Genomic DNA, 25,805 nt, shown 5'->3' with positions numbered 1-25,805 from the left:
GGCGAGTTGGCGAGTTGGCGAGTTGGCGAGTTGGCGAAGTTAAAGCAATAAGGAAAAGATACAATGGCTATTTTTAAAAATTTATTTCACTGGCAGCGTGGCAGGCAAGATTCGGGCTATGACAAAATGCTTCTGTGTGGCGCCCATTGGCCAGTAAAGTTTGATACTTATTTAATTAAGTTTCCCGTTGGTAGTGAAATAAAGCCCCATACAGATAAAGTAAAAAAAGGTAAGCATTTTCGTTTAAATCTCATTATTAAACGCGCCCAACTGGGCGGTGAGTTTATGTGCGAAAACACCTTATTTCAAAGCAAGCGTATAAAACTATTTAGGCCCGATATAACTCAGCATGCAGTAACCAAAATAGAAAAAGGTAGTCGTTATATATTAAGTATTGGCTGGGTTAAAAGCGATTAACCTTCACTATTTTCTACCATACTGATCGTCAAAACGTTCAATATCCGTTTCATCTAAAATGCTGCCAGTTTGTACTTCTATAAGGATCAGTGGCTCATTTTGCGTGTTTGCTAGGCTGTGAATATGACCGGCGGCTATATAGCAAGATTGATCGGCAGTAAGCGTGCGTGCTTCGCCATCAATACGTACATCAGCAATGCCAGAGACGACAACCCAATGTTCAGCGCGGTACTGATGGCGCTGTGTTGAAAGTTTGCCTGCAGGGCTGACAATAATTTTTTTCACTTTAAAGCCGGTGCCTGCAATTAACACCCGGTAACTACCCCACGGTCGATACACGGCTTGATGATGGATCAATTTATCGTCGTGCTTAACGGCTAATTGCTTTAATAGTTCCGGGAGCTGATCTAACTGGCTTTTACTCGCGACTAAAGTTGCATCATGGGTGTGAATAATCGCTAAATCACTCACCCCAAGAGCTGCGATGCTATGACCTTCTTCACCACTGAGTAAGTTGTTATGGCTATGTAAAACCACGTCATCTGTGCTTAGGCTATTGCCTTGCTCGTCTTTATCGGCACTTTGCCATAGCGCATTAAAACCGCCGACATCATTCCAATTCAGCGCTAAAGGCAGCACCGCCACATTTGGGCTACGTTCTAAAATAGCATAGTCGATTGAATCACTTGGACAGTTTTTTAAGACTTCATTATTGGCACGGGTAAAACCTAAGTCACCACTGAAATTGGCGGCTGCTGCAATGCAACTGGCAATTTTTGGTGCAAAACGCTCAAGTTCAGTAAGGTATGCGCTAGGAGTGAATAAAAACATTCCACTGTTCCAGCTATATTCGCCACTGGCAAGATATTGCTGTGCTAATAATAGACTGGGCTTTTCTTTAAATTCATCAACTTCATAGCAGTTTGAAGCCGCTATTTTAGTGCCATTTTTAATATAACCGTAACCGCAATGGGCCGAGTCTGGCTCAATCGCAAAGGTAATTAATTTGCCCTGTTGCGCCAAGCTTATCGCATCAGGAAGTTGCTCTATTAACAACTCAAAGTTATCAATATGATGATCGGCTGGCATCACTAATAAAGGTTTATCAAGCCCTTGCTGTAATGCATATTGTGCTGCCAATGCGATGGCGGGAGCAGTATTTTTGCCATCAGGCTCTAACAGTAACGCCATGGTTGCAACACCGATTTGCTGGCATTGGCTGCTGACAATAAAGCGATGCTGTTCATTACAAACCAAAATCGGATCAGTAAAACATGAGTCAGAGACTCTATTTAAGGTACTTTGCAATAATGACTCATCTCCCAGTAAAGGTAAAAACTGTTTTGGCATAGCTTGGCGCGATAATGGCCATAACCGCGAACCGATACCACCGGCCAATACAACTGGAATAATGGAGTTTTTCATAACAAACACACTTAAATTTGAATGCCCGTAGTTTAACAGAGTATAGCGAGTGCATTACAGCAACTAAAAAATCTATTTTTCGTCATCGACTCGCTTTTAATTCAAGCTGTTCTACACTAAATCTTAATTACCTATATTAGGTTTACAGCTTTGCTTTGATAAGGATGTTGTTATGGCTAACCAAACCCGTTCATTCGGAAATTTTGTACGTAATATTGGCTTGACTAAAAAGCTTGTTATTGCCTTTTTGCTCGTTGCATTAATTCCCTTGGCGATAGCCATCAGTCTTGCACTGTATAACTCGGCTACTGCTTTAAATAAACAAACTTATGCTCAATTAGAAGCGGTTAGTGAAATTAAAAAAAGCGCCATTGAAAGGCATTTTGCCGATATACATGCGCAATTATTATTTTTAGCACAAAGCCCTTTACTCCACACCGCAGCAGATGAACTTAGCCGTGCATTTAAAGAGCCCTATACAACATCTCTCGACAGCACCGCAGAGCAACAGCTGGCAGATTACTATCACAACGACTTTAATACTAAATACCGGCTTAAAAACGAAGACAAATTGCCAACTTCTGAGCTGCTTTCCACACTTTCACCCACGGCTAAATATTGGCAATCACAATACCTAGCAGATAACCCATACCCACTTGGCGAGAAAGCAAAATTAGTACAAGCAAGTGCTGATAATAACTACAATTTACTACACAGCAAATACCATAGTTTTTTACTAAATTTTGCGCAAAAATTTGATTTTTATGATGTCTTTATCATCGACAATCGCAGCGCTGAAGTAGTTTACTCTGTTTACAAAGAAGTTGACTTTGCCACTTCTTTACTCGATGGACCTTATGCTAATAGCAACCTAGCATTGGCATTTAAACAAGCAAAAATGATCAATGAAGATGAAATAACCTTTGTCGATTATCAGCAATATTTGCCATCTTATAATGCACCAGCCAGTTTTATCGCCACCCCAATTTATAACCAAGGCGTACATACCAGCACCTTGATTTTTCAACTATCCATTGATGCCCTAAATGTCATTATGACTGAGCGGGCTGGCTTAGGTACAAGTGGCGAGACATATTTAGTCGGACCTGATTTTTTAATGCGTTCTGATTCCTTTCTCGACCCCGAAAACCGCTCAGTTGTAAATTCTTTTCGCTATCCAAGCATAGGTAAAGTAAAAACGCTGGCAACTGAGCTTACTCAGCAAGGTAAAAAAGGTCAGCAAGTAATCACCGATTATAGCGGCTCCTTAGTACTGTCGTCTTATCAACCTATTAACGTATTAGGTATACAGTGGTCATTACTGGCTGAAATAGATAAAAAAGAAGCTTTTGCCACAGTCAGTCATTTAACGACGATTCTCATTAGCACCTTAATAATATCGATCATTGCCATTACTCTGGTCGCTATTTGGTTTGCTCGTTCACTGACCCGCCCGGTGCAATTACTGGTCGACACAATGCGTCACGTTGAACAAAAAGGTGATTTTTCGGTACGAACGCCAGTGCTTTCGAATGATGAAATAGGTTCATCGGCAAGTGCTTTTAATTGCCTCCTTGATGCGCTGCAAAGCTCTATTTCCCAAACCAATACGGTTATGAATAAAATGGCCGCAGGTGAATTTAACCACCGAATTAGTGCGCCCTGCAAAGGTGAATTAGATTCCTTAAAACAGGCCACAAATAATTGCGCAGACTCGCTAGAGCAAGCAATGAGTGAAATAAATCATATTATAGATGAAATGAGCCAAGGAAATTTTAACAGCAAAATAACAACCCCAATGCAGGGACAGCTGGCCACCTTAAAACAAAATATAAATGGCTCTCTGCAATCGCTAAATAGCACCATTACTGAAATTGTAGGGGTAATGAGCCATATCGAACATGGTGACTTTAAACAACAGGTTACGGTAGCCGCACAAGGCTCTTTGGCACAATTAAAAAACAGTGTGAATAATTCAGTACACAGTTTAGCGGGAGCAGTAAGTGATATCAGTCGCGTAATGAGCGCACTTCACGATGGGGATTTTTCACAACACCTTGAGCAACCTCTACAAGGCCAGTTAGCCACACTTAAAAATGATATCAATGCCAGCGTCGACAATCTCGCGTTAATCATTAAAAATATTAACGATGTTATGGCAGCCGTAAATGCTGGCAACTTTAAACAACAAGTAAATTGCAGTGCCAATGGCCAATTATCAACTTTAAAGCATAATATTAATAACTCAATTATGGGTTTAGACACTGCTGTAAGTGAAATATCAAACGTTATGCTGGCGATCAGTAAAGGTAACTTCGAGCAGACAATCGATAGCGATATGAATGGCCAACTCAATGTACTTAAAGATGATGTAAATAGCTCTATTAGCAATTTGAGTATTGTTATTGCTGAACTCGCGCGCGTTATGGCAGCTATGCGTAGCGGTGATTTTAATCAACAACTAGAGACAAACATGCAAGGCCAATTAGCGCAGCTGCAAAATGATGTGAACAGTTCTTTGACCATCACCGCAGATGCAATCGCAGAGGTAACTAAGGTATTAAGCGGGCTTGCTCAAGGCAATTTAAATCAACAAGTACAGCAGGATTACCAAGGTGTATTTGCTACATTAAAAGCAGATGTAAATCAAACGATTGAAAAACTTACCAGTGTTATTAGCAGCATCCAAGACTCTGCCTTAAGAGTATCACAAAGCGCCGCAGAGATAGCAGAGAGTAACACCGAAATAAGTCAACGCACTGAAGAGCAAGCAGCCAATTTAGAAGAAGCCAGTGCTAGCAGCAGTAACATGCTAGATGAAATAGCAGCCATTGCTAAGCAAGCTAACGAAGCGGTTAAACTTGCAGAAAACGCTCAAATGAGCGCAACCGAAGGGGGCGAGCTATCCATACAAACGGTTCATGCCATTGTTGAGGTCAATAATTCCAGTAAGGATATTAATGAAATTGTCTCTGTTATTGATGAAATAGCATTTCAAACCAATTTATTAGCTCTCAACGCAGCGGTAGAAGCTGCCAGAGCTGGCGAGCATGGTCGCGGGTTTGCGGTCGTTGCCAATGAGGTTAGAGAATTAGCTGGACGTAGCGCAACCTCGGCGAAACAAATTAAAACTATAATAAGCAACAGCAACCAAAAAATTAGTCACGGTACCGCCCTTGCTAATTCATCAGGTGAGAAACTAAAGCAAATTGTCAGCGCTGTGGCTGATGTTAACCATATGATAGTGTCTATCAATAGCTCTTCGATTACCCAACAACAGGCAATTAAAGAGGTAGATATTGTGGTACAACGCCTAACAACCTTGATCCAAGAAAACTCAGCGATGACTGAAGAAACCATGGCTGCGGCAAAACAAATGGCAGATCAAGCTAACACTATGCGTCACTTGCTCGGGTATTTTTCACTGCAAAAGGCACCGTTATAAGGAAAATAAATTCACTAATAAATAGCAACGATTAATTGGCGATTCAAATTAACAAACTTGATAAACTAGCTGCACTGGATATTTTAATGCAAATTTAGGGATTCATAAGTGTACTTGCGACAACTTCAGTTAACAATGGTTTGTGCCTTAGCGATGCTGATACCACCAGCAGCTGTGGCTACGGCTGCTTACCAATGCACGGTTGATGGCGTGGCTACCTTTAGTCAACTACCTTGTGGTGACGATGCTAAAGAAATAAAAATTCCACCAACTAATGTGACCCAAGCATCTAATACGCAACAGAGCAAAGATATCATGGCGTCTGTAGATAGTTATGTTGCGATGCAAAAAATTGATCGTGAAATTGCAGTTTATCAACGAGAAATAAAGCAACTTCAAGATACTCTTGCAGAACAAAAAACCAAAATAAACTATATGACGCAAGACTCTGCAAATAAAATGGGTGCAAACTCAATTGCTGATGCGATAGCAAAACGAACAGCACAAGCTGAGCAACGCATTGAGCCGAAAATAAAGCAGTATCAGCAACAAATTGATGCGTTAAAAGCGTTTAAAACGCAACTAAGCCAATAAATTTAGCTTAGGGTTTGTTTAACCACTTTTATTAGCTGTGCTATATCACTACTGTTGTTATAAATATGCGGTGAAACTCGCACCCCATATGCTCGCGCATCGACACTTATGTTCGCCTGAGACAGTGCGCTTAATACCGCCGGCTGTTGCTCGCCAAAATTTAAAATAGCTGTACCGCTGCATTTTTCTGGCGTTGTTGGTGACACCAAATATGGCCTAAACTCTGCACTTAATTGTTCAAGTAGCGCCAAGTTGTGCGCTCGCACTGTTGCAACACCTAATTTAGCAAAGTAACCAATGCTATGCCCTGCGAGTACAAATGGCGCAATCGATGGAGTGCCGCCCCAAAAACGCAATGCGCTATCATGATAAGCAAAGTGATGAATATCAAACTCAAATGGATTTTGATGTGAAAACCACCCTACATCTTGTGGTTCGCACACATTTAATTGCGCTTGGCTTACCCATAAATACGCCGCACCTGGACCTGAGCATAACCACTTAACGCTGGAACCAATCATAAAATCAGCATCAACTTGGCTTAAATCTAGAGGTAATACACCAGCTGACTGCGCCACATCAACAAGACTCAAACAGCCTACGTGCTTACACAGTTGCGTAATTTCAGCTACGGGCGCTTGCTGGCCAGTATTTGAATAAGCGTGACTGATAAATACTAAATCAATATCTGCTTGAATATATTGTTGCCATTGCACGCTATCAGTTAAATCTACGTGTTCAGGAATAAACTTTATTTCAGCGCTACTAGCCAGCGCTTTTTGCATTGCAAACCCCATGCTAGGAAAGTCACTTTGCGCCATCAACACCTTACAATTAGCTTGCTGTAAGCGAGGATGCGACATAACTAACTTTGTTAAAGCGCTCGATAAATTTACTTGTGGGCAAAATTGCCTGCTCGGTGAATTAAACAATGTACTGAGCGCCTGAGTAAAGCGCTCAATGGCTGGCAGCCACTGTTGCCATGGCTCTTTATTACTCGCTTGCCAAGGAGCAAAAAAATGCTGGTTAAAATCATCTTGGCTGCTTTTCAGTGCACGGCCAACAGAGTGATTTAGCAAGTAACAGCCTGCCGCAAGATTAAAGTCATCTTTGTACATATTAATTACTCACCCATTGCTTTAATTGTGCTAAATCATCATAACGAGTTCTTATATCATCACGCTTTGCTGCAGCTCGACGATCTCTTAATTGTTCAAGAGAATCCAATAACACATGCAATGGCGGACCGCTGGCAGTCACTTTATTCATATGTTGCTGTTGCATGTGTTGAGCTGGCTGAGCTATAAACTTACTAACCAGTTGATTATGATGACCTATTGCAGTATCGCCATGCAGCTTACATACTTGTATAAACAACTTGGCATTGGTTTTAAACCACGAGCTATGGCGGGTATCTCCTGCCGCTAAAAAGTCATCCATTATGCTTGGCATACGCATAGACTCTCGCAGAATTTGCTGATCTTCAGGCATCATATATAAAAATTTATCCACCAGCATTTGTGAATAACTCGGTTCGTTGGCAAAGCATAAACCTAACAGCATATCTATAACGTTAATTCCGGCAAAATCTCCCGCATTGGCTCCACGGTAAACCTCTTTGCCAACCCGATACGGCTTATAGTAAGGACGTACACAGAAAAAGAATCGCTCGGTGTCTAACTGATTATATAAAGCCGTATTCGATTCAATCACATCGACTAACGCCTGCTTGGCAACTTTAAGTAAATCACCGCATAGCGGATGCGAAATACCTAATGGCTGAATTTTTAATAATGCATCAGCTGCTCGCTTATAGGCTAAAATCCCTTTGGTATTGTAATCAATGAATAATTTTTCATCTGGCAGATCCGTAAAGCGCTTATAAAGGCCATTAATAGCCTTATTATGGGTGGTTAAATGAGCCGTCGCAAAGCGCGGAGTAACCCCTATTGATGCACCAATATGCATAGCTAGTGCCGAGGCCTCGACTAAAGGCGAGGTCGTTTCGCGCGATGGTTCAGTGATCTCATGGCGTCGACAAGCCGCCATAAATAATCCTACATTGCCAAGTAAATCAAACGCACGATCAAACCCTTCGTCAGTATTGCCTTCTGCTAGTAACTTACGAATATGCGCATTACCCTCAGCCTCTAACTGATGCTTAAATTGCTCCCCGACAAATTCTACGTTAGCTTTATCTTCTTGTTGCCAATAGATAGCCTCTAGTTGACTATTAATTTCTACAAAGCGGGTTCTGAGCCACTCATCAAATGCCTGGGTATTATTACTCACAGATATTACTCCACACCAAAGTTTATTGCATTAATGTTAACAGATAACATAGAGCACAAATCAGCAAAACCACTAATTAAAATCCATACAATTAGTGATATTCACTCTATAATCACTATTAAATAAAATTTATTGTCATAGTTATGAGTTTAGATAAAAAAGATCAACAATTACTAACGTTGTTACAAAGCAATGCGCGTACCTCTGTATCAGAACTTGCAACAACTGTAAGCTTATCGGATACCCCTTGCTTAAGGCGTATAAAAAAACTTGAAGCAAGTAAGGTGATCACTGGCTATCACGCAGCCTTAAACCCACGCGCACTCGGGTTAAAAGTGCTGGTCTATGCGTTTGTGCGGTTGAGCCACAATTCCGCCAGTGCGGCAAATATGTTTGAAGAACACGTGGAAAAACTGAATCATGTACTGGAGTGCTCTGTCATATCAGGAAGCTATGATTACTTATTGAAGATTATTGCTACCGATTTAGAAAGCTACGAAAGTTTTGTTAAATATAAGCTTGGGAGTATTGATTGTATTGCTAACATTGAGTCTACAGTGGTTTTAAAGCAAACATTTAGCAAAAGGCAGCTACCACTTTAAAAAATAATACTATTTAGTGTCGATTCGCTATACTGAAATATCATTATAAAAATAATATTTAACAAGGATGCATGTGAAGATTTTTCGTTCAACATCCAGTTCTTTTGTTTTTTACATATCGTTTGCTGTTGCTTATTTTGCAACTGGTAAGTTATTAACTAATTTTGCCTTTCAATCACAAGTCATCCCTATTTGGCTCCCTGCTGGTATTGCCTTAGTTGGCTGTTTTATCTGGTGGTGGCGTTTTATGCCGGCATTATTTATTGCCTCTGTCGCCTTTAATTTAAGTACCGGTGATAACCCGATCACTGATCAGGTTTTAATTGGCAATACGCTAGAACAAGTACTGCTAATCGGCTTAGGCGCCGTGCTACAAGGCATGATTGGCGCTGCTCTTTTAAAGTACTGGCTAGGCCATCCGCTGTATTTAAAACAACGCCAATCGATTATTTATTTTATTTTTATCGTCGGTATTGTCGTCAGCCTCATATCGGCCAATATTGGAGTCTATGCTTTAAGTCAATTTAATCCCGCCTACAGCATTGAAAATCACTGGAAAAATGTTACTTATTGGTGGTTAGGTGACTCACTCGGTGTGCTGATCGCAACCCCCTTTTTATTGGCCTTACTACAGCCTAAATTTAAACGACACTACGTCACCCCATTGCCAACCATCGCAGTCTGCTCGGTATTATTCGTCTCTGTCGCCTTAACCACTAAACTATACAACCAAGAGACTTATTCAAATGCGATACAAATTGCCAAGCGTGAAACATCTATCATTGAAAACAGTTTACTGCGCAATTTAAATCTTAGCCAAATAACCGTACAAAGCCTTGCGAGCCAAATTCAATCAACACCAACTTTAAGTCAGCAAGAGTTTGATAGCTACAGTGCCCAATTACTGGCTGAGCATTCATTTATTAAAGCATTTTCATGGAATCGCAAAATTCCCCCAGCTCAGGTCAGTGATTTTAACAAGCAGCTCGATGAAATTTATAATTCATATAACTTTGATCCGAGTATTAAAGGAGCGCCATTATCAAACGACGATCCATTAGTGATTATTACCTATATCGCCCCTTTTTCAGAAAATCAATCCGCTATTGGTTTTAACCTCAATTCTCGTAAAGATCGCCGTGAGACTTTACTCGACCCACGCATCAAAAATCGCCCTGTAGGCACTAAAATAATTCAATTAGTGCAAGCACAACAACCTGAGCCCGCTTATTTATTATTTGCTCCGGTGTATCAACAAAATAATGAAGTTGCCTCAATTAAAGGCTACGCAACAGGTGTATTTTTAGTGGAAAACATACTTGCTCAATCGCTTACGCAAGCACAAAATAAGATGTTTAATATCGCTATTTATGAAGCCAATGCTACCAACCCGTTTTATTCAAACGCCGAAAATGTGCCGACCAAAAGCAATAAGCTTACAACCATCACGATTAATTTTGCAGGGCAAACATGGCTAGTTGATTTAACGATTAAAGATGAGTTTCTACCGCATCAAACTAATCACATGACACTCTTTTTAATTATTCTACAGGTCATTGTAAGCTCACTTATTTTACTGGTATTACTGTTATTTAATCATCAACATATTGCTCTATCGCGCTTAGTAGCGGAACGTACTCGCTCGCTTGTCAGAGCTAAAAAGCAATCTGATTTAGCGAATCAAGCTAAAAGCCGGTTTTTAGCCAATATGAGTCATGAAATTCGTACGCCGCTTAATGCAGTGATCGGTTTTTCAACCTTAGCTAAAAGTGAAGATAGCGCTGAAATTCTCATCGGTTATCTAAATAAAATTAATTTAGCGTCTAAATCATTGTTAAGTTTAATCAATGATGTACTCGATATCTCTAAAATTGAATCACAAAAGCTCACCTTGGAAGTCGCTCCTTTTGATTTAAATGCTCTTCTTGCTCGGATTAGTAGTATGTTCGAACAAAGCGCTGAACAAAAAGGCATTCACTGGAAGGTTGATAACCAATTACCAACTGATATTTGGTTTGAAGGTGATGTTATGCGAATTGAGCAAATTTTATTAAACCTATGTAGTAACGCCATTAAGTTTACCTGCGAAGGTGAAGTAAGTGTTAGCGCATACTGTAAGGAGATCACCGATAAATGTAGGCAAATTACTTTGGCTATTAAGGACTCTGGCATCGGCATTGCGCCATCAGAGCAAAGTAAATTATTTGATGCATTCACCCAAGCTGATAATTCCACATCACGCAAGTTTGGTGGCACCGGGCTTGGCTTAACAATCGCAAAAGAACTTAGTTTGCTAATGTCTGGAGATATCAGCGTACAAAGCGAGCCAGGTAAAGGCTCCACATTTACCCTGTCTGTCGAGTTAAATACCTGTGCTGCGCAACAAGTAACGGCAAAGCACACACAACAGCATGTTGATTTAAGCAAACTAAAGATACTGGTTGCAGAAGATAACAGCGTCAATCAATTAGTAATAAAAGCAATGCTTAGCTCTTTGGGGATCACTCCAACACTGGTTGAAAATGGCGAATTAGCAGTAGAGCAAGTTAAAATAAATGACTTCGATTTAGTGTTAATGGATTGCCAAATGCCCATTATGGACGGTTACCAAGCCACCGCCTTGATACGTCAAATTAAAAGTACTGAACAATTACCCGTCATTGCCTTAACCGCTGATGTAATGCCTGAGGATAAAGCCAATGCCTTAGCAATTGGTTTTAATCAGCATCTTGCAAAACCCCTCGAACTCGATAAGCTAACCGAGTGCCTAATCAATTATGTAGATGTTTATGAGCCTTAATGGAATATTACTAACTCTCACTTTAATAACAACCTCTAGCCTTGCTATCAGCCAAACCAACTGCGTTACTCAGTTAACTGATTTAAACTATATTATGAACAGCAAAAAGCAGGGCCTATTACGGTTTGAAAAAAGCAATGCTAATACGGATTTTTCCTATCATAGTGAGCAAGCATTTAGTGATTATTTAAGCTTTGCATACCAACATATTTTAGCGGCAAACCCGCGCGCATCAATGCCTTGCCCTATTTTAACTGATACCTATCAGCTTTTAGTTAAACAACAGCAACGCACTAGCCCCCCTAATATAGTTGATCTTATAGCGCCATTTGAATTACGCCAAAATAACAACCACAAAGCAGTTCTATTAATTCATGGCCTTACCGACTCTCCATTTACCTATCATGACTTGGCACAAATTTACTTTCAACAAGGCTATACCGTACGTACTTTGCTGTTACCAGGCCATGGCACCGCAGCTAATGCACTAAGCAGTATTAATGCCAAACAATGGCAGCAAGCTGTAGACTATGCAATTAAACGTACTATAAAAGATTTTGATCAGGTGATTTTAGGTGGCTACTCTACAGGCGCAGCCCTATTACTTAATTATTTAACTGTCGAGCCCGTTGACCCAAAAATAACTGCACTGATGCTATTTTCGCCCGCCACTGAACCACACAATAAAAATGGTTGGCTGGCGAAGTGGATTGACCGTATTCCCTTTGTGAATTGGATAGATAAAGACGCCGATATTGATTTTGCTAAATATGAGTCGTTTCCATTTAATGCTGCAACCGCAGCCGATGATGTTATGCGCTCAATCGCGTTACCAGAACTAATCGAGCGTCAATTACCAAACTTGGCTATTTTTTCAGTGATGAGTGATATAGATACCACCATTGATACCCGTGCATCGCAGCAATTGTTAAGCGCCTTGCATGATGTAAAGATACGCCCTGCAAATAGCTTAGATACCTTGGTTTTTTACGGTGATAAAACAACCATTACCAGTGGTTTTCCAAAAGGCTATAGGGTATTAAATCCACAGTGCAAAAATACAATCTGTAAAAACATTCATGGTATTTCTCATATTGCCGTAGTTAACTCACCTGATAACCCTTACTACGGTATTGCTGGCGCTTATCGCAATTGCGGCAGTTACCTCGATGATGATACTTTGTATAAGCAATGTAAAACGACCGAAAAACCTAATATTGGCGAGCGTACTGCAGAAAATATTGCAGCATTTCCAACCTTTCAACGTCTGACTTACAACCCTTACTTTACTGAGCAAGCACTCTATATAAAACAGTTTATAAAGCAGGTTGAAGGCTCGCAGGGCAATCAATAATGAGTATATTTAGTCACCGCTGGTTAACCAGTATCAGTGCAATAGATACCGCTGTTTGGCAGCAGTTTTTTGCCGATAATCCATTTACTGATCATGCATTTTTATTTGCATTAGAACAAAGCCAATGCGTATCAGCCGCGTCTGGTTGGCAACCGCAACATTTAGCCATTTACCAAAATGATACTTTGGTGGCATTAGCACCCGGCTATCTAAAAAGTCACTCTTATGGCGAATATGTATTTGACTGGGCATGGGCTGAAGCTTACCAGCAACATGGTTTAGAATATTACCCTAAGTGGTTATCTGGCTCACCGTTTAGCCCTATTGAAGGTCAACGCCTTGCGATTGCACACTCACACCCAGAACAAGTGTATCAGTACATAACAAAGACTTTAACAGCTCAATGTGAGCAACAAGGTTGGTCTGGCTGGCACATTAACTTTTGCTCGCAACTGCAAGTCTCTCAACTCACACCACATCAAGGTATGCATCGTATTGGCGTGCAGTTTCAATGGCAAAATCAAAACTACGCTACTTTTGACGATTTTTTAGCGCAGTTAACCGCACGAAAACGTAAAGTATTGAAAAAAGAACGTAATAAAATAACCCAGCAAAATATTAGTATTAAATGGCTGCAAGGTGAACAGATAACTAAAGCTGTGATGAGCCAGTTTTGCGAATTTTACCAACGCACTTATTTAAAACGCTCTGGCCACATGGGTTATTTAAATCATGACTTTTTTATTTTGTTACATGCCTTAATGGCCGATAAACTGGTGATCATGCATGCCATCCATGATCACGAAGTGGTCGCTGCAACACTGAGCTTTAAAAATAATGACACACTATACGGGCGCTATTGGGGAGCTATAGCAGAAATTGATTGCCTGCACTTTGAGCTTTGCTATTACCAAGGTATTGAATATTGTATTAAACATCAGCTTCAGTGTTTTCACTCAGGTGCGCAGGGCGAGCATAAAATAGCACGAGGTTTTGCACCGGTATTTACTCACTCCGTACATGCCGTAATGGATGCTACTTTTAGCCCTGCGATAGCAGATTACTTACAACGTGAGCGTCAGCATATGCGCATCTATCATCAGCAATGCACTGAATTATTACCTTTTAAGATTGATAACTAATGACGTTTAAAAATCAATAACTGATTATTAGCAGGCATCGCAATATCATCAACAAGCATTAACCCTGCTTGCTCAGCTAATTGCTGTACCCATTCGAAATCACGAATGCCACTTTGGCTGTCTTGCTGATTTAAAAATTCATCAAAACGCTGATTACTTTCACTGGTAAAGTTGCCGTTGTATTTAAATGGGCCATAAATACACACGAGACCTTTTGACAATAAATGCTTATTAACACCAGTAAAAAATTGCTCAACTAACGGTTTGCTGACGATGTGTAACGTATTAGCAGTATAAATAGCATCAACGGTATTTATTGGCCAAGGGCGATTTAGATCTAACTCTACTGGTGCGTGCAAGTTATCTAGCTTTGCTTCATCAAGCCACTGTTTAATACCATTATGATTAACCAAGCGATCACTGGTATGCCATTGTAAGTGAGGCAAATTAGCAGCGAAGTGCACGCTGTGTTGCCCCGTACCTGATCCCACCTCTAACACACTCTCGACTTGTGCTAAATATGCTGTGATGACGCTTAATATTGGATTTTTATTATTTTCACACGCTTGCGAGAAAGGTTTCGTCATATATATTTCCAAGCATCTCAATACAGATGCACCAAGATTGGTAAAGTATGCCCATTAGTAAAGCAAATCTTGCAACAGATGTCGCTATTAAATAATTAATTTTATATAAAAACTATATAATTCAAAGTAATAAAAAAAATATTGAGCATGGTATGAGTTATGCAACTATCTAATTGAATCAACCAAACGGAGAAGATTATGTATATATCACCTTATACCGCCCTAGACGCTGCAATTGCGGCAAGTGAAAAACCAGTAACAGATAAAATAGGCTGTGATGAACGTGCCACTGTAATTGATTTACTATCGCAAACAAATCAACAAAATCAGGCGTTAATACATGAAACAGACCAAATATTTATTCTTGGCTACAATTAAAAAACTCACCTTCCGCCAATATTTACAATTTGTGACTTGCACCGAAACCGATTAACTGTAATGATAATAATTACCATTACAGTTAATCGGTTTTTCTTATGCATGAACATCACGCTATGCTTTATTATCAACAGCAAATGAAATGTATTTGCCCGCGACCTGGGCTACATGCGCCAGCTTTAGTGGCAAATTACATTGAAGCTGGCCTGAGTGCTGCACGTCATTACGAAAAAAACCACAGTCTATTGCTGCAAGAACTCTATCTAAGACGCACTTTCCATGAAATCCTCAACAAAATGTGCGACTCTTTAGTCCATTGTGCAATTCGCAAACAATGTTTAGAGCAACTTTATAAACCGTTACTGGCATTAAAGCGCTTTTATAGAAGTCATAATAGTATCAAGAAATACCTGATACTAGAGCGTGAAGCCCGTATTCTCAGTCACGAATTTAACCCTTTCTAGGAGTTTTCATGAGCGAATTTAGAACCGAATCAGATAGTATGGGCGAATTACAAGTCCCTACAGATGCACTTTATCAAGCGCAAACTCAACGTGCTGTAAATAACTTTCGCATTAGCGATTTAGTAATGCCAAAACAGTTTATTACCGCTCTTGCTTATATCAAACAGGCCGCAGCGCAAAGCAACTACGAGCTAGGTCATCTCAGTAAAAATAAAGCACAGTTAATCGAGCGCGCATGCCAAGAGATCATTGATGGCGAACATTTAGAACACTTCCCTATTGATATATTTCAAACAGGGTCAGGTACTAGCACTAATATGAATGCTAATGAGGTGATTGCAACTTTAGCAAGTCGTTATGGTGATGAGGTTATCCATCCCAACGACGACGTAAACATGGGGCAAAGCTCTAACGACGTGATCCCTACCACTATTGCTGTAAGCAGTGTAATTAACGTGGTGTATGAACTATTTCCGGCGCTGGATCAGCTATCACAAACGTTGGAGCGCAAAAAGTCAGAAATAGGTGAAATCGTAAAAACGGGTCGAACTCATTTGATGGATGCTATGCCAGTGACATTTGCGCAAACTCTAGGGTCTTGGCAACACCAAGTTGATAGTGCAATGGCAGGGATCCGCTATAGCCTTGAAGGGGTATCTGCTTTAGCGCAAGGAGGCACAGCCGTTGGTACTGGTATAAATGCCGATCCCCTGTTTGCTGAGCAATTTTGTAAAAATCTCAGTGCCAACGTCGGTGTACGCTTTGTGCCAAGCAAGAACTTTTTTTATAACATAGGTTCGCAAGACACCATTGTCGCTTTATCAGGGCAGCTAAAAGTGCTCGCTGTTGCACAAATGAAGATAGCAAACGACCTACGTTGGATGAATTCAGGTCCACTAGCTGGCCTTGGTGAAATCGAACTAGAAGCTTTACAACCCGGTTCATCAATTATGCCCGGTAAAGTAAATCCTGTGATCCCTGAAGCGGCAGCCATGGTTAGTGCACAAGTGATTGGTAATGACGCAACTATTACTGTTGCAGGTCAATCAGGTAACTTCGAACTCAATGTAATGTTACCTGTAATAGCTTACAATATTTTGCAAAGTATTGAGTTACTGGCAAATAGTAGTCAAGCATTAGCTGATAAAGCGATTCGATCCTTTAAAGTGAAACACACCAATATCGACAAAGCACTCGCCAAAAACCCCATATTAGTGACCGCGCTTAATCCAGTCATTGGTTATGCTAAAGCAGCTAAAATTGCCAAACAAGCATATCAAGATGGCCGTCCAATTCTTGATGTTGCTGAGCAAGAAACTGACCTATCACGTAGTGAGCTGGAAACTTTACTCAATCCCGCAAAATTAACCCAAGGCGGGCTATAAAAATATTAAACCCGTCCTTAGCGTCGGGTTTAACCTTTGAATGCCATAGTTTTTATTGCTGTGTTATCTGCAAAGTGTATGATGGTGGTTACTTGTTCACCACTATGAAGGTTTATCATGCGCTTATTTATTATCGCGCTTCTACTGCCGTTATGTTTATCGGCTTGTTCTGATGCTGCGACCCCGAATAACAACCAACTTAGCCCGGCTCCTGCAGCGCTAGTTAAAAATAATCAAGCGACTAAGTTAAATCCGCAAACAGAAGTTCCGGCAACAAGAGATAACATTAAAAAGGTCCACCAGCAATTACAGACACAAATTGCAGATCTAAACTGCGATAACAGCTCTCAATGTAAAGTATTACCGGTTGGTAGCCGTGCGTGCGGCGGCCCTAGTAGCTATATTGTTTACTCTAATAAAACGGCCAATGAGCAAGCCGTTGAAAAGTTAACTCAGCAGATCACCAGCCTTGAAAGCCAATTTAATGCACAGAACAAGATGATCAGTATTTGTCAGCACCTGACGGCCCCTGCGGCTCAGTGTATTGAAAATAAATGTGTTAAACTAGAAAGCTCTGCGACAAGTGTTTATTAAGGGAAACCAATATGAGTCGTTCATCATATTCTAAATTTTTAGTAACAACAGCCAGTTTGCTGATCCTCAGTGGTTGTGTCAGCACTTCTGACTCAACACCAGCAAACGGCAATACAAATGTATCTAAATTAAATAGCGCATTGGCTGAGTTGGTGCAAGATAATAGCTGTACCGCGAGTTTTCAATGTAAGGTGCTTGAAGTAGGCCAACGCGCCTGTGGTGGTCCAAGCCGCTATGTAGTGTACTCAACCTTGCACACACAACAAGAAAATGCAGAACAGTTAGCGGATCAAATTACTCAGCAAGAAACTGCCGATAATAAAACCAATGGTTTAAATGATTGTTTACCGGTTTTACCTGTGCAAGCATTATGTATTGATCAGCAATGCCAGTCGTTTGAGCTAAAATAGTCGCTCTGCTGCAACCGCGCTATACCAATAATGGGATCAGCGCGGAAATTACCACGACCGCCACAATACAAATCCCTGCTTTAAAAATAAAATGCATCGGCATCTGCTTTTTAACCCAATAGGCATAAATAAACCGTAAGAAATAACTCGCTGCCGTGCCAAACAAAGCAAAAATTAGTAGATAGGCGATTAAAATAATATTCACAACAACTCATTATTTGATAATTTAAGCCCTAAGTGTAAGGGCTTAATAATCAGAAGGCAAAACCTAGCGTTTACTAGTTCGAGCAATCAGTAACTCAGCAACTTGCTGTTTTACTGCCCGCTTATCATCTGGGGCAACGCCAAAGCGTTCAGCAAGTAATGCTATTTCTTCATCATTAAGGTTAAATGATAAACGTTGACGCGTTTTTTTTGATTTAACCTCAAGTGATAAAATTTTGCGGATCATATCGGATGGCGTTAGCTCTTGATCAATGGCTTGCTTTTTTATCGATTTTTGCACTTCACTGCTAAGATCAAACGCCATTTGCGTGGCTCTTACAGCCTGCTCCTGACGTAACCATTTATCTTTTGCATTACTCACTGCGCATCTCCAGGGAACAGATCAACAATGTCTGTGATTGGTCGGGTTAAAGTGAGTGATACTTCAGTTTCTCCACCATCCCAAATCTCAATGTTTAAACCATGGCTTCCATCGCTCGACTCAAGGCAAATCATTTCGCATGGTTCGCCACCTTCTTGCTCATAGCGTGGTAATGGCTGGCTACGATAATCTTTATTATGAAAATAACACACAAATGGTGATTCACTTTGTTGATAGCTTTTAGCTAAAAACTGCATGTAACGCTCTGGTGTATTTTTCACTTCTATGTAGGTTAAATCATCTTCGTCAAAGATGCGCGCAAACTCATCCAGTGTGAAGATTTCATCCACTTCATCACGTTGGATTTTGATTGAAAAATTCGCCCACTCTTCACCATCGCTGCGCTCTATTTGCAAAAAAACCACCTTGCCAGCATCACTTTCAAGTACTAGCTCATAATCTGCACTGTGCTGATATTGATAAGTTTGCACATCGGTAACGCGCAATGTTTGGCCTTTTAGCCAACTTGGGTAAGCAAACGAATCAATCACTGTGAACATATCACCTTTTTTAAGTTCACTAGGGTGATTTAATTGGCGTTCAGGGGCTTTTTTAGACTTAAAGAAGTTAAACATAGACTGCCTCATAAGCAAAAAAGGTAACTTATAATAAGTTACCTTTTAATAATCGTAATTGCGCGTTAGCCGTTTTGCTTCGCTTTAATACGCGCTAAGATATCTGCACTTTTTGGATTGCTATCACCAATTCCAGCTTCAGCCATTTTAGCTTTAAGATCATCGCCATTAGTGTCAGCTTCAAGTACTTTAGCAGCACCAAGCTGGTCACTACGATCTTGTTGACGTTGCTTGATACGCTCAAGTGATTGGCGTGCATTCGTCATCGACGAGCTATTAGTATTAAGTGTGCTATTTACTGCCATTGTTGCTTGTTGCACGCTTTCAGTGGTTTTAACCATAGTAAGCTGACGTTGGTTTTCTTTGATCGATTTTTCAGCATCTTTTACTTGCTGCTTCAACGTTACAATGTGATTGCTAAAACCAGCTAACACTTGATCATGCTCTGCTTTTTCAGCTTCAAAGTCGCCAATTTTCTCAGCAATTTCTAGCGCTAACGGTTCATTACCTTTTTCAAGTGCTTGACCTGCATACGCTTCGTGCTCAGCAATTGAGGCATCTAATGCGCTAATCTTACGCTTCGTTTGCATTTCTTTAGCCATCACTTCAGTTAGGCTTTTTTTAGCACGCTGCAGCGCGTTTTGCGCATCAGCAATTTCTTGTTCAAAGATACGAATACCATTCGCGTCAACAATTGCTTCGCCCGCTTCACGCGCGCCGCCACGTACTGCTGTAAATAACTTTTTTAAAATACTCATAATCTTAACTCCACTTAAAATAGCTAGCTGTTAATCGTTTAAATAAATGGTTACCGCTTCTAATGCATCGATGGCATTATCAGCTAAAGTAACTAGCTCATGGGTAATATCATCAAACGATGAATTAACCGACAAAGCACCAAAGATCGCATATTTATCATCAATCTTCGCAAATGCACTCAGCGGGATTGGTACATTCAAACGTAATAAGGTTTCATTCAACTCATCACGTAGTTCAGGCTTCACTTCCTCATCAGCGAACAAATAGCTAATACATAACAGCTGCTCTTGTGTCTGAGTAACAAAAATAGGAAGCTCATCATTGCCATCTACTATGACTTGCAACACATCTTGCTCGCCTGGATTGGCAATCAAGAAAGACTCAAAGTTAGCGCCTTCAGTTTCAAAAGATGCTAGTTTTATTGAAAGTTCATTTAATTCCATGTCTCTGCCTTTTGTCATTTGACATATTATGTCTGAGTTAAGATTCGCATGATCGACATATTATGTCAACCGTGATTTATTAATTTTTATACAATTCGCTTTCTATCTGCCATGCACTACGATAATAATCATATAAAGTACCTGAGCCTAATTGATTGACTTCAATATCATTTATTTGTTCAAAATAATGATTGGGGAATACGAATGCTGCCAATAAATATTTTTTACTGATCCATCTAGAAGCAACTGGTAAGTTTGTTATATCGCTAATTCTCGCACTTGCAGATTGACCTGTGGTGGTTGCAATCGTCCATCCCCATTGTCCAAATGATGGAATATTTTGCTGGTATTGCTCAACATGCTTAAAACCTGCCGCTTTGACTGTTTTACCAATACTTAAAAATGCTTTTTTAGCATGATAAGGCGAAGTTGACTGCACAGCCATTGCACCATCTGCGGCTAGTAATTGACGGATATGATTATAAAAATAGTCACTGTACATTTTATTTAAATCGGGATGATTCGGATCAGGTAAGTCAATAATGATGGTATCAAAACGCTTACCTTCATCAAGTAACCGCTCTACTTCAAGAAAAGCATCACCCACTTTAATATGCGATCGAGGATCAGCCATTGAGTGCTTATTAAGTTTAGTTAAGCGCTCATGAATAGCTGCCGGAGGATTAAATTCATCGTCATCATGACCAAATAAACTAAGTAACTGGGCATCTAAATCAATTAAGGTGACTTCTTTAACAGGCCACTTCAATACGTCTCTTAGTGCTAACCCATCACCACCGCCTATAATCAATACATTATCGTGACGGTTCGAGGCTAATAATGGCGGATACACTAACATTGAATGATAAATTTGTTCATCGATGCTAGAAAACTGTAAGCGGCCGTTTAAGTAAAGATCGGTAATTGGATCGGGTTGATTGCGGCTCAATCGCTCGGTTAACACTAGATGCTGATACTTCGTCGCTTCAGAATAAATAACTTTATCCTTATAAAGCACATTACTTAAATCTTTCATCCAGCTACTACCAAGCATTAAAATAAAACCAAATAACACCAGTAAAGCGATATGACATACCAGTAATAGTTTGGCGTAACGGACATAGCTATGATAACGCCATAAGAATGCCAAACCTGCGATAATATTAAATAGCGCAGTCCATGCTGCAGCCTGCATGATTGGCATAGCCAACATAATGCTAACCCAAATAGCCGCTCCAATACCTGCACCTATATAGTCGGCACCGTAGATCGTGCCAGCATTATTTTCTAAGAAACGACCATAAACATGCTGACGTATGCGAGCGATAAGTGGAATTTCCATACCGATTAATAGACCTAACAATAAGCCAAATACATAAGGAAGGAATCGTGACCACTCTTGGAGTTTTTGAAATATATAGCCGTTAAGAATTACATCAGCTGGTAGATTAAAAATGTCAGAAAAAATATGCGGTAAAGAATAACTAACAGCAATAACGCTGGCTATAGCTAAGATACAACCCATACCAACAAGTGCAATAAGACTTTCAAGCCAAGCAAAAGCGGTAAAGGCATCCTTAAACCAACGCGCTAAAAAAGCCCCTATACCCATTGCTACGATCATAGTGCCTATCATCGCATAAATAGCGCTCTCTACAGAGCCTAAAACTCGTCCGGCATAATGAGATAGCAGATATTCATAAATAAGGCCACACCCAGCGAGTATGGCCATAACAGTAATTAATAAAAAATCATGCCTAAGTAAGGAGTACTTACTTGGGCTTTGCTTAGAATGTGACAAGTTTTACGCGCCTAATAGAGTTGCCATGGTAATACCCACAGCAAACGAGATTGCCGCTGAAATAGTTGCTACACCCACATTTTTTTGACGGTTCACTTCGTCTGATATATCGCAACCTGAAAGGATAATTTTAATCGTAATTAAATGCAGTACGATAAATGCAATTAAACTAATCAAAGCGCTAATCGCCCAGAAAATCAAGCTGGTGTTAATGCTATCTGCAGCATAAGGCGCGATACCTGAAGCCGCAGTAAGCGCAAGCGCGCTACCGATTAAAAAGCCAGCATAACGAATACCAACAGCCAAGTTACCGTCAACAATTGCTTGTTGTAGGCAATCTCCACTTCGGTTAGTACGCTTAAATAGTTGTACGCGATACTGGCTCACGAGCAATAACGCAATGCTACCAATAATAAACGCTGCTATAACGATTGGTAAACCATGCCAGCCTTCTGTAGCCACCCAAAATAGCGCTGAGCGAATCACGATTGCCACACTCACAACATGGCCAAAATCAATCACCGCGGCAGTTACATTACCCTTCACTATTTCATCATGTAAGCTGACTTTGCGCAGTGCCACTTTATCTTGAAAAAAGTGCCCAAGCTTTATTAGCACAATAGCTAACAAACCATAAGCTGCCATTTGCAATGCTTCTTGCTGTAAGCTCACTGCAAATGCACCACTGCTTACACCCGTCAGCACAATTGCTAAAGCAACTAAGCCAGCAGCAAAGCTAATACCAAACGCAAAATTATCACGCTCAGTGATCTCATCATTGGCATGTAAGTTAGATACCCAACCTTTGATATATTTAAGGCTCACAAACAGTGCAATAATAATCGCAAAATCAATCGCGATTGCTTGTAGTGACCACATAGTTATTCCATTAAATTCGTACATATTCTTTAAACTCCAACACTAAATCTTTAAATAGCCGTTTACTTACCGCGACTGACACCGCGAGAGGTTCTATTATTGCTGTTTCTGACCGATCCCGAGTCTTTACTATAGCTACTGGTTTTGGAGTAACTACTGCGACTTTTTGGTGGTGTATAACTGCTACGACTTAACCCAGAAGCCCCGGTTTTTTTAGATGCATAAGGGCTTGTGAATTGCTTACCTTGGCGTTGATACGATTGCTTAGTACGTGTTTCAACGGCGGTTTGTGCTTTAATTTGCTTAGGGCTAGAATAACGCGCACGACCATAATCATTATAATAACTATACTTTCGGCGCTTGCTCCAACTACCATATTCAACACGATCAAATACATCACCTAAAATGCGGTACATGCCATACCACTGCCAAAAGCTGATACCGCTACTGTTAGTTTGCCAATTACCATAATTAGGATTGCCGACTAACTGGTTGCCTTCACCAACCCCTTCAGCCTGCTGACTGATTGCACCGACACGCGCAAGCGAGCCACCCGACATATCAGCAAGCATGTTAATAGGATCGGTCAAAGCATCCGAAAATAAAGCGGGCTTTGCAGCATCTCGCAACAAATCAATATTTTGCAGTGTTTCATCGTAAGGAGGAATAAGGTAAGTACTTTTGATATCAGCTAAGCGTTGTTGCAAACCTGAGTAAAGCGGGCCTTTTCGAGTTGCATCTTGCACGAGCACGCCAGCAATTTTAGCTAGCTCTGGCTTTTCATTGCTAAGTATACGGCCATATTCGCTTAATAAAGCGGCATTACGAATTGAGACGTTATCTAAGGCACTACCAAGTCCTGCTAACTCAACTTCAGCTTTAGCTATAGATTGTTTAATTGTTTCTTGTAACTGCTCTTCTTTCGATTGACAGCCCATAAGTAAGCTTACCAAACAAAATAAACTGATAAGTTTCCAAGCTTTTATATTCGACATTCATGTCACCTGATTTACTAAATTAACCCAGCTAGTTTTACACAGCTCAGAAAGTAAACCAAGGAGGAAATTGCAACAAGATAATATTTTCTAAAGGTCAAAGGCTATGCTTTACTGCACTCAACTTTTAATTAGCTAGATGACAGCTACAGTCTCGACACGGGATCCCCATTCATAGTCGACAAACTCCCACACAAACATGAAGCGCTCAGCTCTTCTGCTTTATAAGCATAAGATCAGCGAGTAAACCTAGTAATAGTTTTTGTAATTTAGTTGGGTGCCCTCTCATTTGAATTTAAAAAAGTGCTCATTTAATAATGGATACTTAAACGTACAAATATCCATTACATAGTATGGCCTAGCTAACCAGATTGAATAATTTGTTCTTATTACATTGACAATGTTGCCTCATTAAAATAATGTAAAAAAGGTACAAAGCAGAGAATGAAAAATTCTCCAATTATATAATAAGGAATTTTTAATGAAGAAAATGTCTATTACCGCTTTTCTAATGTCTTCACTAGTTTAAAGCACTCAAGCATTCGCCGCTGATTTCAGTATAACTAAAGAGAAGCAACCAAGCAGGATGCTAGTATTAAGCTCTGCCGGTGGTCTGTCATCATCTCTATTTTCTATATTACATGGCGATTTAAGAGATATTCCACTTGAGAGTAAAACAGGTAAAATTACTGGGATTAATTACACATCTTCAAATTACCCAGATTCTTTTGGCGAGATTGTTGAATTGTGCTTTTATCGAGCATATAACAACAATCCCGTTAAGTGCGAACCAATTGTGCCAAACTCTACTGGAGAGGTAACAGTATTTAATGGTGAGAGCTTCAAACCAGGTATTCAAGTATCAATTGTTCATAGAGTTGAAGCAACTGGTACTTTCCATTATTCAACACCAAATAGAATAGAAAGTATAACTTTTAACTACACAACTAACTAATTAACACCTTAGACTCCAAATTTAATCAAAGGAGTCTATTTTCGTTTAGAGGGTCAATAGTATGGATATACCTGATATCAAGAGAAGTTTGTTAAATGCGAGAAAAGCTTTTCCTCAGCCACAATCTGACCCCAAAAAAAGTAAGGATATAGAAATACATGCATCGGTTTCTTCATTATCGTCGAAATTAAGTAAGGCCAAAAGCTCTATTGATATTTCTAAATTAAGTCAGCAAAATTTATCTCTACATAAGGAAATACTCTCTTCAAATGCAAAAATAAATAGTGATGAGGTTGCCACAGCAAAATGGGAATTTGAACATTTATCCAAATCAAAACTTGAGACGATAGCATTAGACACAAGTAATACATTTAGCAGCTCAGAGAGGGTAGCTGCATATGAAAGATGGCACACACTTGATCAGCAAAACCTATCAAACCTAAAACGAGACAGCCTTAAATACGAAAGTAACGTTACCGCACTAGCATCATTTGAAGAATTACTATTATCTCATCTGAACTCTTTTTCTTCTTTTAGTAAAGCGATGGTTTCCGATGAATATAGCTCGCAAGTAACATCACAGTTCGAGTCTATTTTAGATGAACGGGATTTAGAAAAAAGCAAAAATATAAGCCGGTCTGAGCATTATTATGAAGCTATGGTGACGGATATTTTTGGTGGTACTGAATCAGAAATTTTAAGCGGCGCTGATGGGATGTCCTTATCTAACTTAATGCGAAGTTCTTATGAATTTTTGACACAAGGAGATAGAGAGTTATTAGCTGATATCTATGAATATGCTGATAATAATAATATAGATTTTAAGTATATCCGTCAGTTTGCCAGTGATCTTGGTGGTTACA

26 protein-coding genes are annotated in these 25,805 nt (G+C 40.0%); 14 read left to right on the top strand and 12 right to left on the bottom strand.

The genetic code is table 11. The annotated features are described in order from the left end of the window. The first annotated feature begins 63 nt into the window (after positions 1-63). Positions 64-417 carry a 2OG-Fe(II) oxygenase gene (locus tag H5232_RS17160; protein ID WP_182719316.1) on the top strand — a complete coding sequence of 118 codons (354 nt, stop codon included), beginning with the start codon at positions 64-66 and terminating at the stop codon, positions 415-417. Positions 418-423: 6 nt separating this feature from the next. Here the strand turns inward: H5232_RS17160 and H5232_RS17155 are convergent, their stop codons facing one another. Next, entirely contained in the window at positions 424-1,842 is a 1,419-nt protein-coding gene (locus H5232_RS17155; protein WP_182831230.1) for a mannose-1-phosphate guanylyltransferase/mannose-6-phosphate isomerase, read from the bottom strand. Between the two features lie 172 nt (positions 1,843-2,014). On the opposite strand from H5232_RS17155, the gene H5232_RS17150 reads away from it, so the two are divergent. Both H5232_RS17150 and H5232_RS17145 read left to right on the top strand, forming a co-directional pair. Further along, positions 2,015-5,287, top strand: coding sequence for a methyl-accepting chemotaxis protein (locus H5232_RS17150; RefSeq protein WP_182831229.1), 3,273 nt, complete (start codon positions 2,015-2,017; stop codon positions 5,285-5,287). Between the two features lie 114 nt (positions 5,288-5,401). Beyond that, on the top strand, positions 5,402-5,881 hold the full coding sequence (locus tag H5232_RS17145; protein WP_259400148.1) for a DUF4124 domain-containing protein: 480 nt from the start codon (positions 5,402-5,404) through the stop codon (positions 5,879-5,881). 2 nt (positions 5,882-5,883) lie between these two features. On the opposite strand, the gene H5232_RS17140 is transcribed toward H5232_RS17145, so the two are convergent. Both H5232_RS17140 and H5232_RS17135 read right to left on the bottom strand, forming a co-directional pair. After that, on the bottom strand, positions 5,884-6,999 hold the full coding sequence (locus H5232_RS17140) for an aminotransferase class V-fold PLP-dependent enzyme (RefSeq protein ID WP_182719313.1): 1,116 nt from the start codon (positions 6,997-6,999) through the stop codon (positions 5,884-5,886). A 1-nt stretch (position 7,000) separates the two neighbouring features. Next, positions 7,001-8,173: a monodechloroaminopyrrolnitrin synthase PrnB family protein gene (locus H5232_RS17135; protein WP_149983347.1), complete on the bottom strand. Its 1,173-nt coding sequence runs from the start codon at positions 8,171-8,173 to the stop codon at positions 7,001-7,003. Positions 8,174-8,316: 143 nt separating this feature from the next. On the opposite strand from H5232_RS17135, the gene H5232_RS17130 reads away from it, so the two are divergent. From H5232_RS17130 to H5232_RS17115, 4 genes are all read left to right on the top strand, one after another. Further along, entirely contained in the window at positions 8,317-8,775 is a 459-nt protein-coding gene (locus H5232_RS17130; protein WP_182785165.1) for an Lrp/AsnC family transcriptional regulator, read from the top strand. 73 nt (positions 8,776-8,848) lie between these two features. Beyond that, positions 8,849-11,575, top strand: a complete 2,727-nt coding sequence (locus tag H5232_RS17125; RefSeq protein WP_182831228.1) for a CHASE domain-containing protein — start codon at positions 8,849-8,851, stop codon at positions 11,573-11,575. Further along, the gene (locus tag H5232_RS17120) at positions 11,565-12,929 is read left to right on the top strand and encodes a carboxylesterase (protein WP_182831227.1); all 1,365 of its coding nucleotides are present in this window, start codon (positions 11,565-11,567) and stop codon (positions 12,927-12,929) included. The genes H5232_RS17125 and H5232_RS17120 overlap by 11 nt, the downstream gene beginning before the upstream one ends. Further along, the gene (locus tag H5232_RS17115; RefSeq protein ID WP_182740653.1) at positions 12,929-14,071 is read left to right on the top strand and encodes a GNAT family N-acetyltransferase; all 1,143 of its coding nucleotides are present in this window, start codon (positions 12,929-12,931) and stop codon (positions 14,069-14,071) included. Before H5232_RS17120 ends, H5232_RS17115 begins: the two co-directional genes overlap by 1 nt. On the opposite strand, the gene H5232_RS17110 is transcribed toward H5232_RS17115, so the two are convergent. After that, entirely contained in the window at positions 14,068-14,658 is a 591-nt protein-coding gene (locus H5232_RS17110) for a DUF938 domain-containing protein (RefSeq protein WP_182798104.1), read from the bottom strand. The genes H5232_RS17115 and H5232_RS17110 overlap by 4 nt on opposite strands. 198 nt (positions 14,659-14,856) lie before the next feature. Between H5232_RS17110 and H5232_RS17105 the strand changes: the two genes are divergently transcribed. The 5 genes from H5232_RS17105 to H5232_RS17085 all read left to right on the top strand — a co-directional run bounded on the left by H5232_RS17105 (position 14,857) and on the right by H5232_RS17085 (position 17,889). After that, complete coding sequence (locus H5232_RS17105) at positions 14,857-15,036, top strand: hypothetical protein (protein ID WP_145242712.1); 180 nt, start codon at positions 14,857-14,859, stop codon at positions 15,034-15,036. A gap of 98 nt (positions 15,037-15,134) precedes the next feature. Continuing rightward, complete coding sequence (locus H5232_RS17100) at positions 15,135-15,500, top strand: hypothetical protein (protein WP_257325145.1); 366 nt, start codon at positions 15,135-15,137, stop codon at positions 15,498-15,500. An 8-nt stretch (positions 15,501-15,508) separates the two neighbouring features. Further along, positions 15,509-16,885 (top strand): lyase family protein, encoded by a 1,377-nt coding sequence (locus H5232_RS17095; protein WP_149983353.1) that lies wholly within the window; start codon positions 15,509-15,511, stop codon positions 16,883-16,885. Positions 16,886-17,002: 117 nt separating this feature from the next. Further along, complete coding sequence (locus H5232_RS17090) at positions 17,003-17,479, top strand: hypothetical protein (RefSeq protein ID WP_145242708.1); 477 nt, start codon at positions 17,003-17,005, stop codon at positions 17,477-17,479. A gap of 11 nt (positions 17,480-17,490) precedes the next feature. After that, positions 17,491-17,889: a hypothetical protein gene (locus H5232_RS17085; protein WP_145242706.1), complete on the top strand. Its 399-nt coding sequence runs from the start codon at positions 17,491-17,493 to the stop codon at positions 17,887-17,889. 19 nt (positions 17,890-17,908) lie between these two features. On the opposite strand, the gene H5232_RS17080 is transcribed toward H5232_RS17085, so the two are convergent. The 8 genes from H5232_RS17080 to H5232_RS17045 form a co-directional block, all read right to left on the bottom strand. Further along, on the bottom strand, positions 17,909-18,094 hold the full coding sequence (locus H5232_RS17080) for a hypothetical protein (protein WP_145242705.1): 186 nt from the start codon (positions 18,092-18,094) through the stop codon (positions 17,909-17,911). Between the two features lie 63 nt (positions 18,095-18,157). Continuing rightward, positions 18,158-18,475 carry a hypothetical protein gene (locus H5232_RS17075; protein ID WP_145242704.1) on the bottom strand — a complete coding sequence of 106 codons (318 nt, stop codon included), beginning with the start codon at positions 18,473-18,475 and terminating at the stop codon, positions 18,158-18,160. Beyond that, positions 18,472-19,110: a hypothetical protein gene (locus H5232_RS17070; protein ID WP_182719304.1), complete on the bottom strand. Its 639-nt coding sequence runs from the start codon at positions 19,108-19,110 to the stop codon at positions 18,472-18,474. Before H5232_RS17070 ends, H5232_RS17075 begins: the two co-directional genes overlap by 4 nt. A gap of 65 nt (positions 19,111-19,175) precedes the next feature. Continuing rightward, positions 19,176-19,868: a PspA/IM30 family protein gene (locus H5232_RS17065; protein ID WP_145242702.1), complete on the bottom strand. Its 693-nt coding sequence runs from the start codon at positions 19,866-19,868 to the stop codon at positions 19,176-19,178. Between the two features lie 30 nt (positions 19,869-19,898). Next, complete coding sequence (locus H5232_RS17060; protein ID WP_145242701.1) at positions 19,899-20,312, bottom strand: YjfI family protein; 414 nt, start codon at positions 20,310-20,312, stop codon at positions 19,899-19,901. Between the two features lie 79 nt (positions 20,313-20,391). After that, positions 20,392-22,113: a polyamine aminopropyltransferase gene (locus H5232_RS17055; RefSeq protein ID WP_182831226.1), complete on the bottom strand. Its 1,722-nt coding sequence runs from the start codon at positions 22,111-22,113 to the stop codon at positions 20,392-20,394. 3 nt (positions 22,114-22,116) lie between these two features. After that, positions 22,117-23,016, bottom strand: coding sequence for a DUF350 domain-containing protein (locus tag H5232_RS17050; RefSeq protein ID WP_182719302.1), 900 nt, complete (start codon positions 23,014-23,016; stop codon positions 22,117-22,119). A gap of 38 nt (positions 23,017-23,054) precedes the next feature. Beyond that, a complete protein-coding gene (locus H5232_RS17045) occupies positions 23,055-23,987 on the bottom strand; it encodes a CHAD domain-containing protein (RefSeq protein WP_182831225.1) in 933 nt (310 codons plus the stop codon). Positions 23,988-24,573: 586 nt separating this feature from the next. Here H5232_RS17045 and H5232_RS17040 point away from each other — a divergent pair. Further along, positions 24,574-24,942: a hypothetical protein gene (locus H5232_RS17040; protein ID WP_259399717.1), complete on the top strand. Its 369-nt coding sequence runs from the start codon at positions 24,574-24,576 to the stop codon at positions 24,940-24,942. A 61-nt stretch (positions 24,943-25,003) separates the two neighbouring features. Further along, on the top strand, positions 25,004-25,805 hold an 802-nt coding region (locus tag H5232_RS17035), incomplete at its 3' end, for a hypothetical protein (RefSeq protein ID WP_220496085.1).

The sequence above is a fragment of the Pseudoalteromonas sp. SG41-5 genome, assembly GCF_014164495.1.
Classification (GTDB): domain Bacteria; phylum Pseudomonadota; class Gammaproteobacteria; order Enterobacterales; family Alteromonadaceae; genus Pseudoalteromonas; species Pseudoalteromonas rhizosphaerae.
Note: the sequence above shows the minus strand (reverse complement) of the source record. Positions and strands in the feature narration are given on the sequence as shown.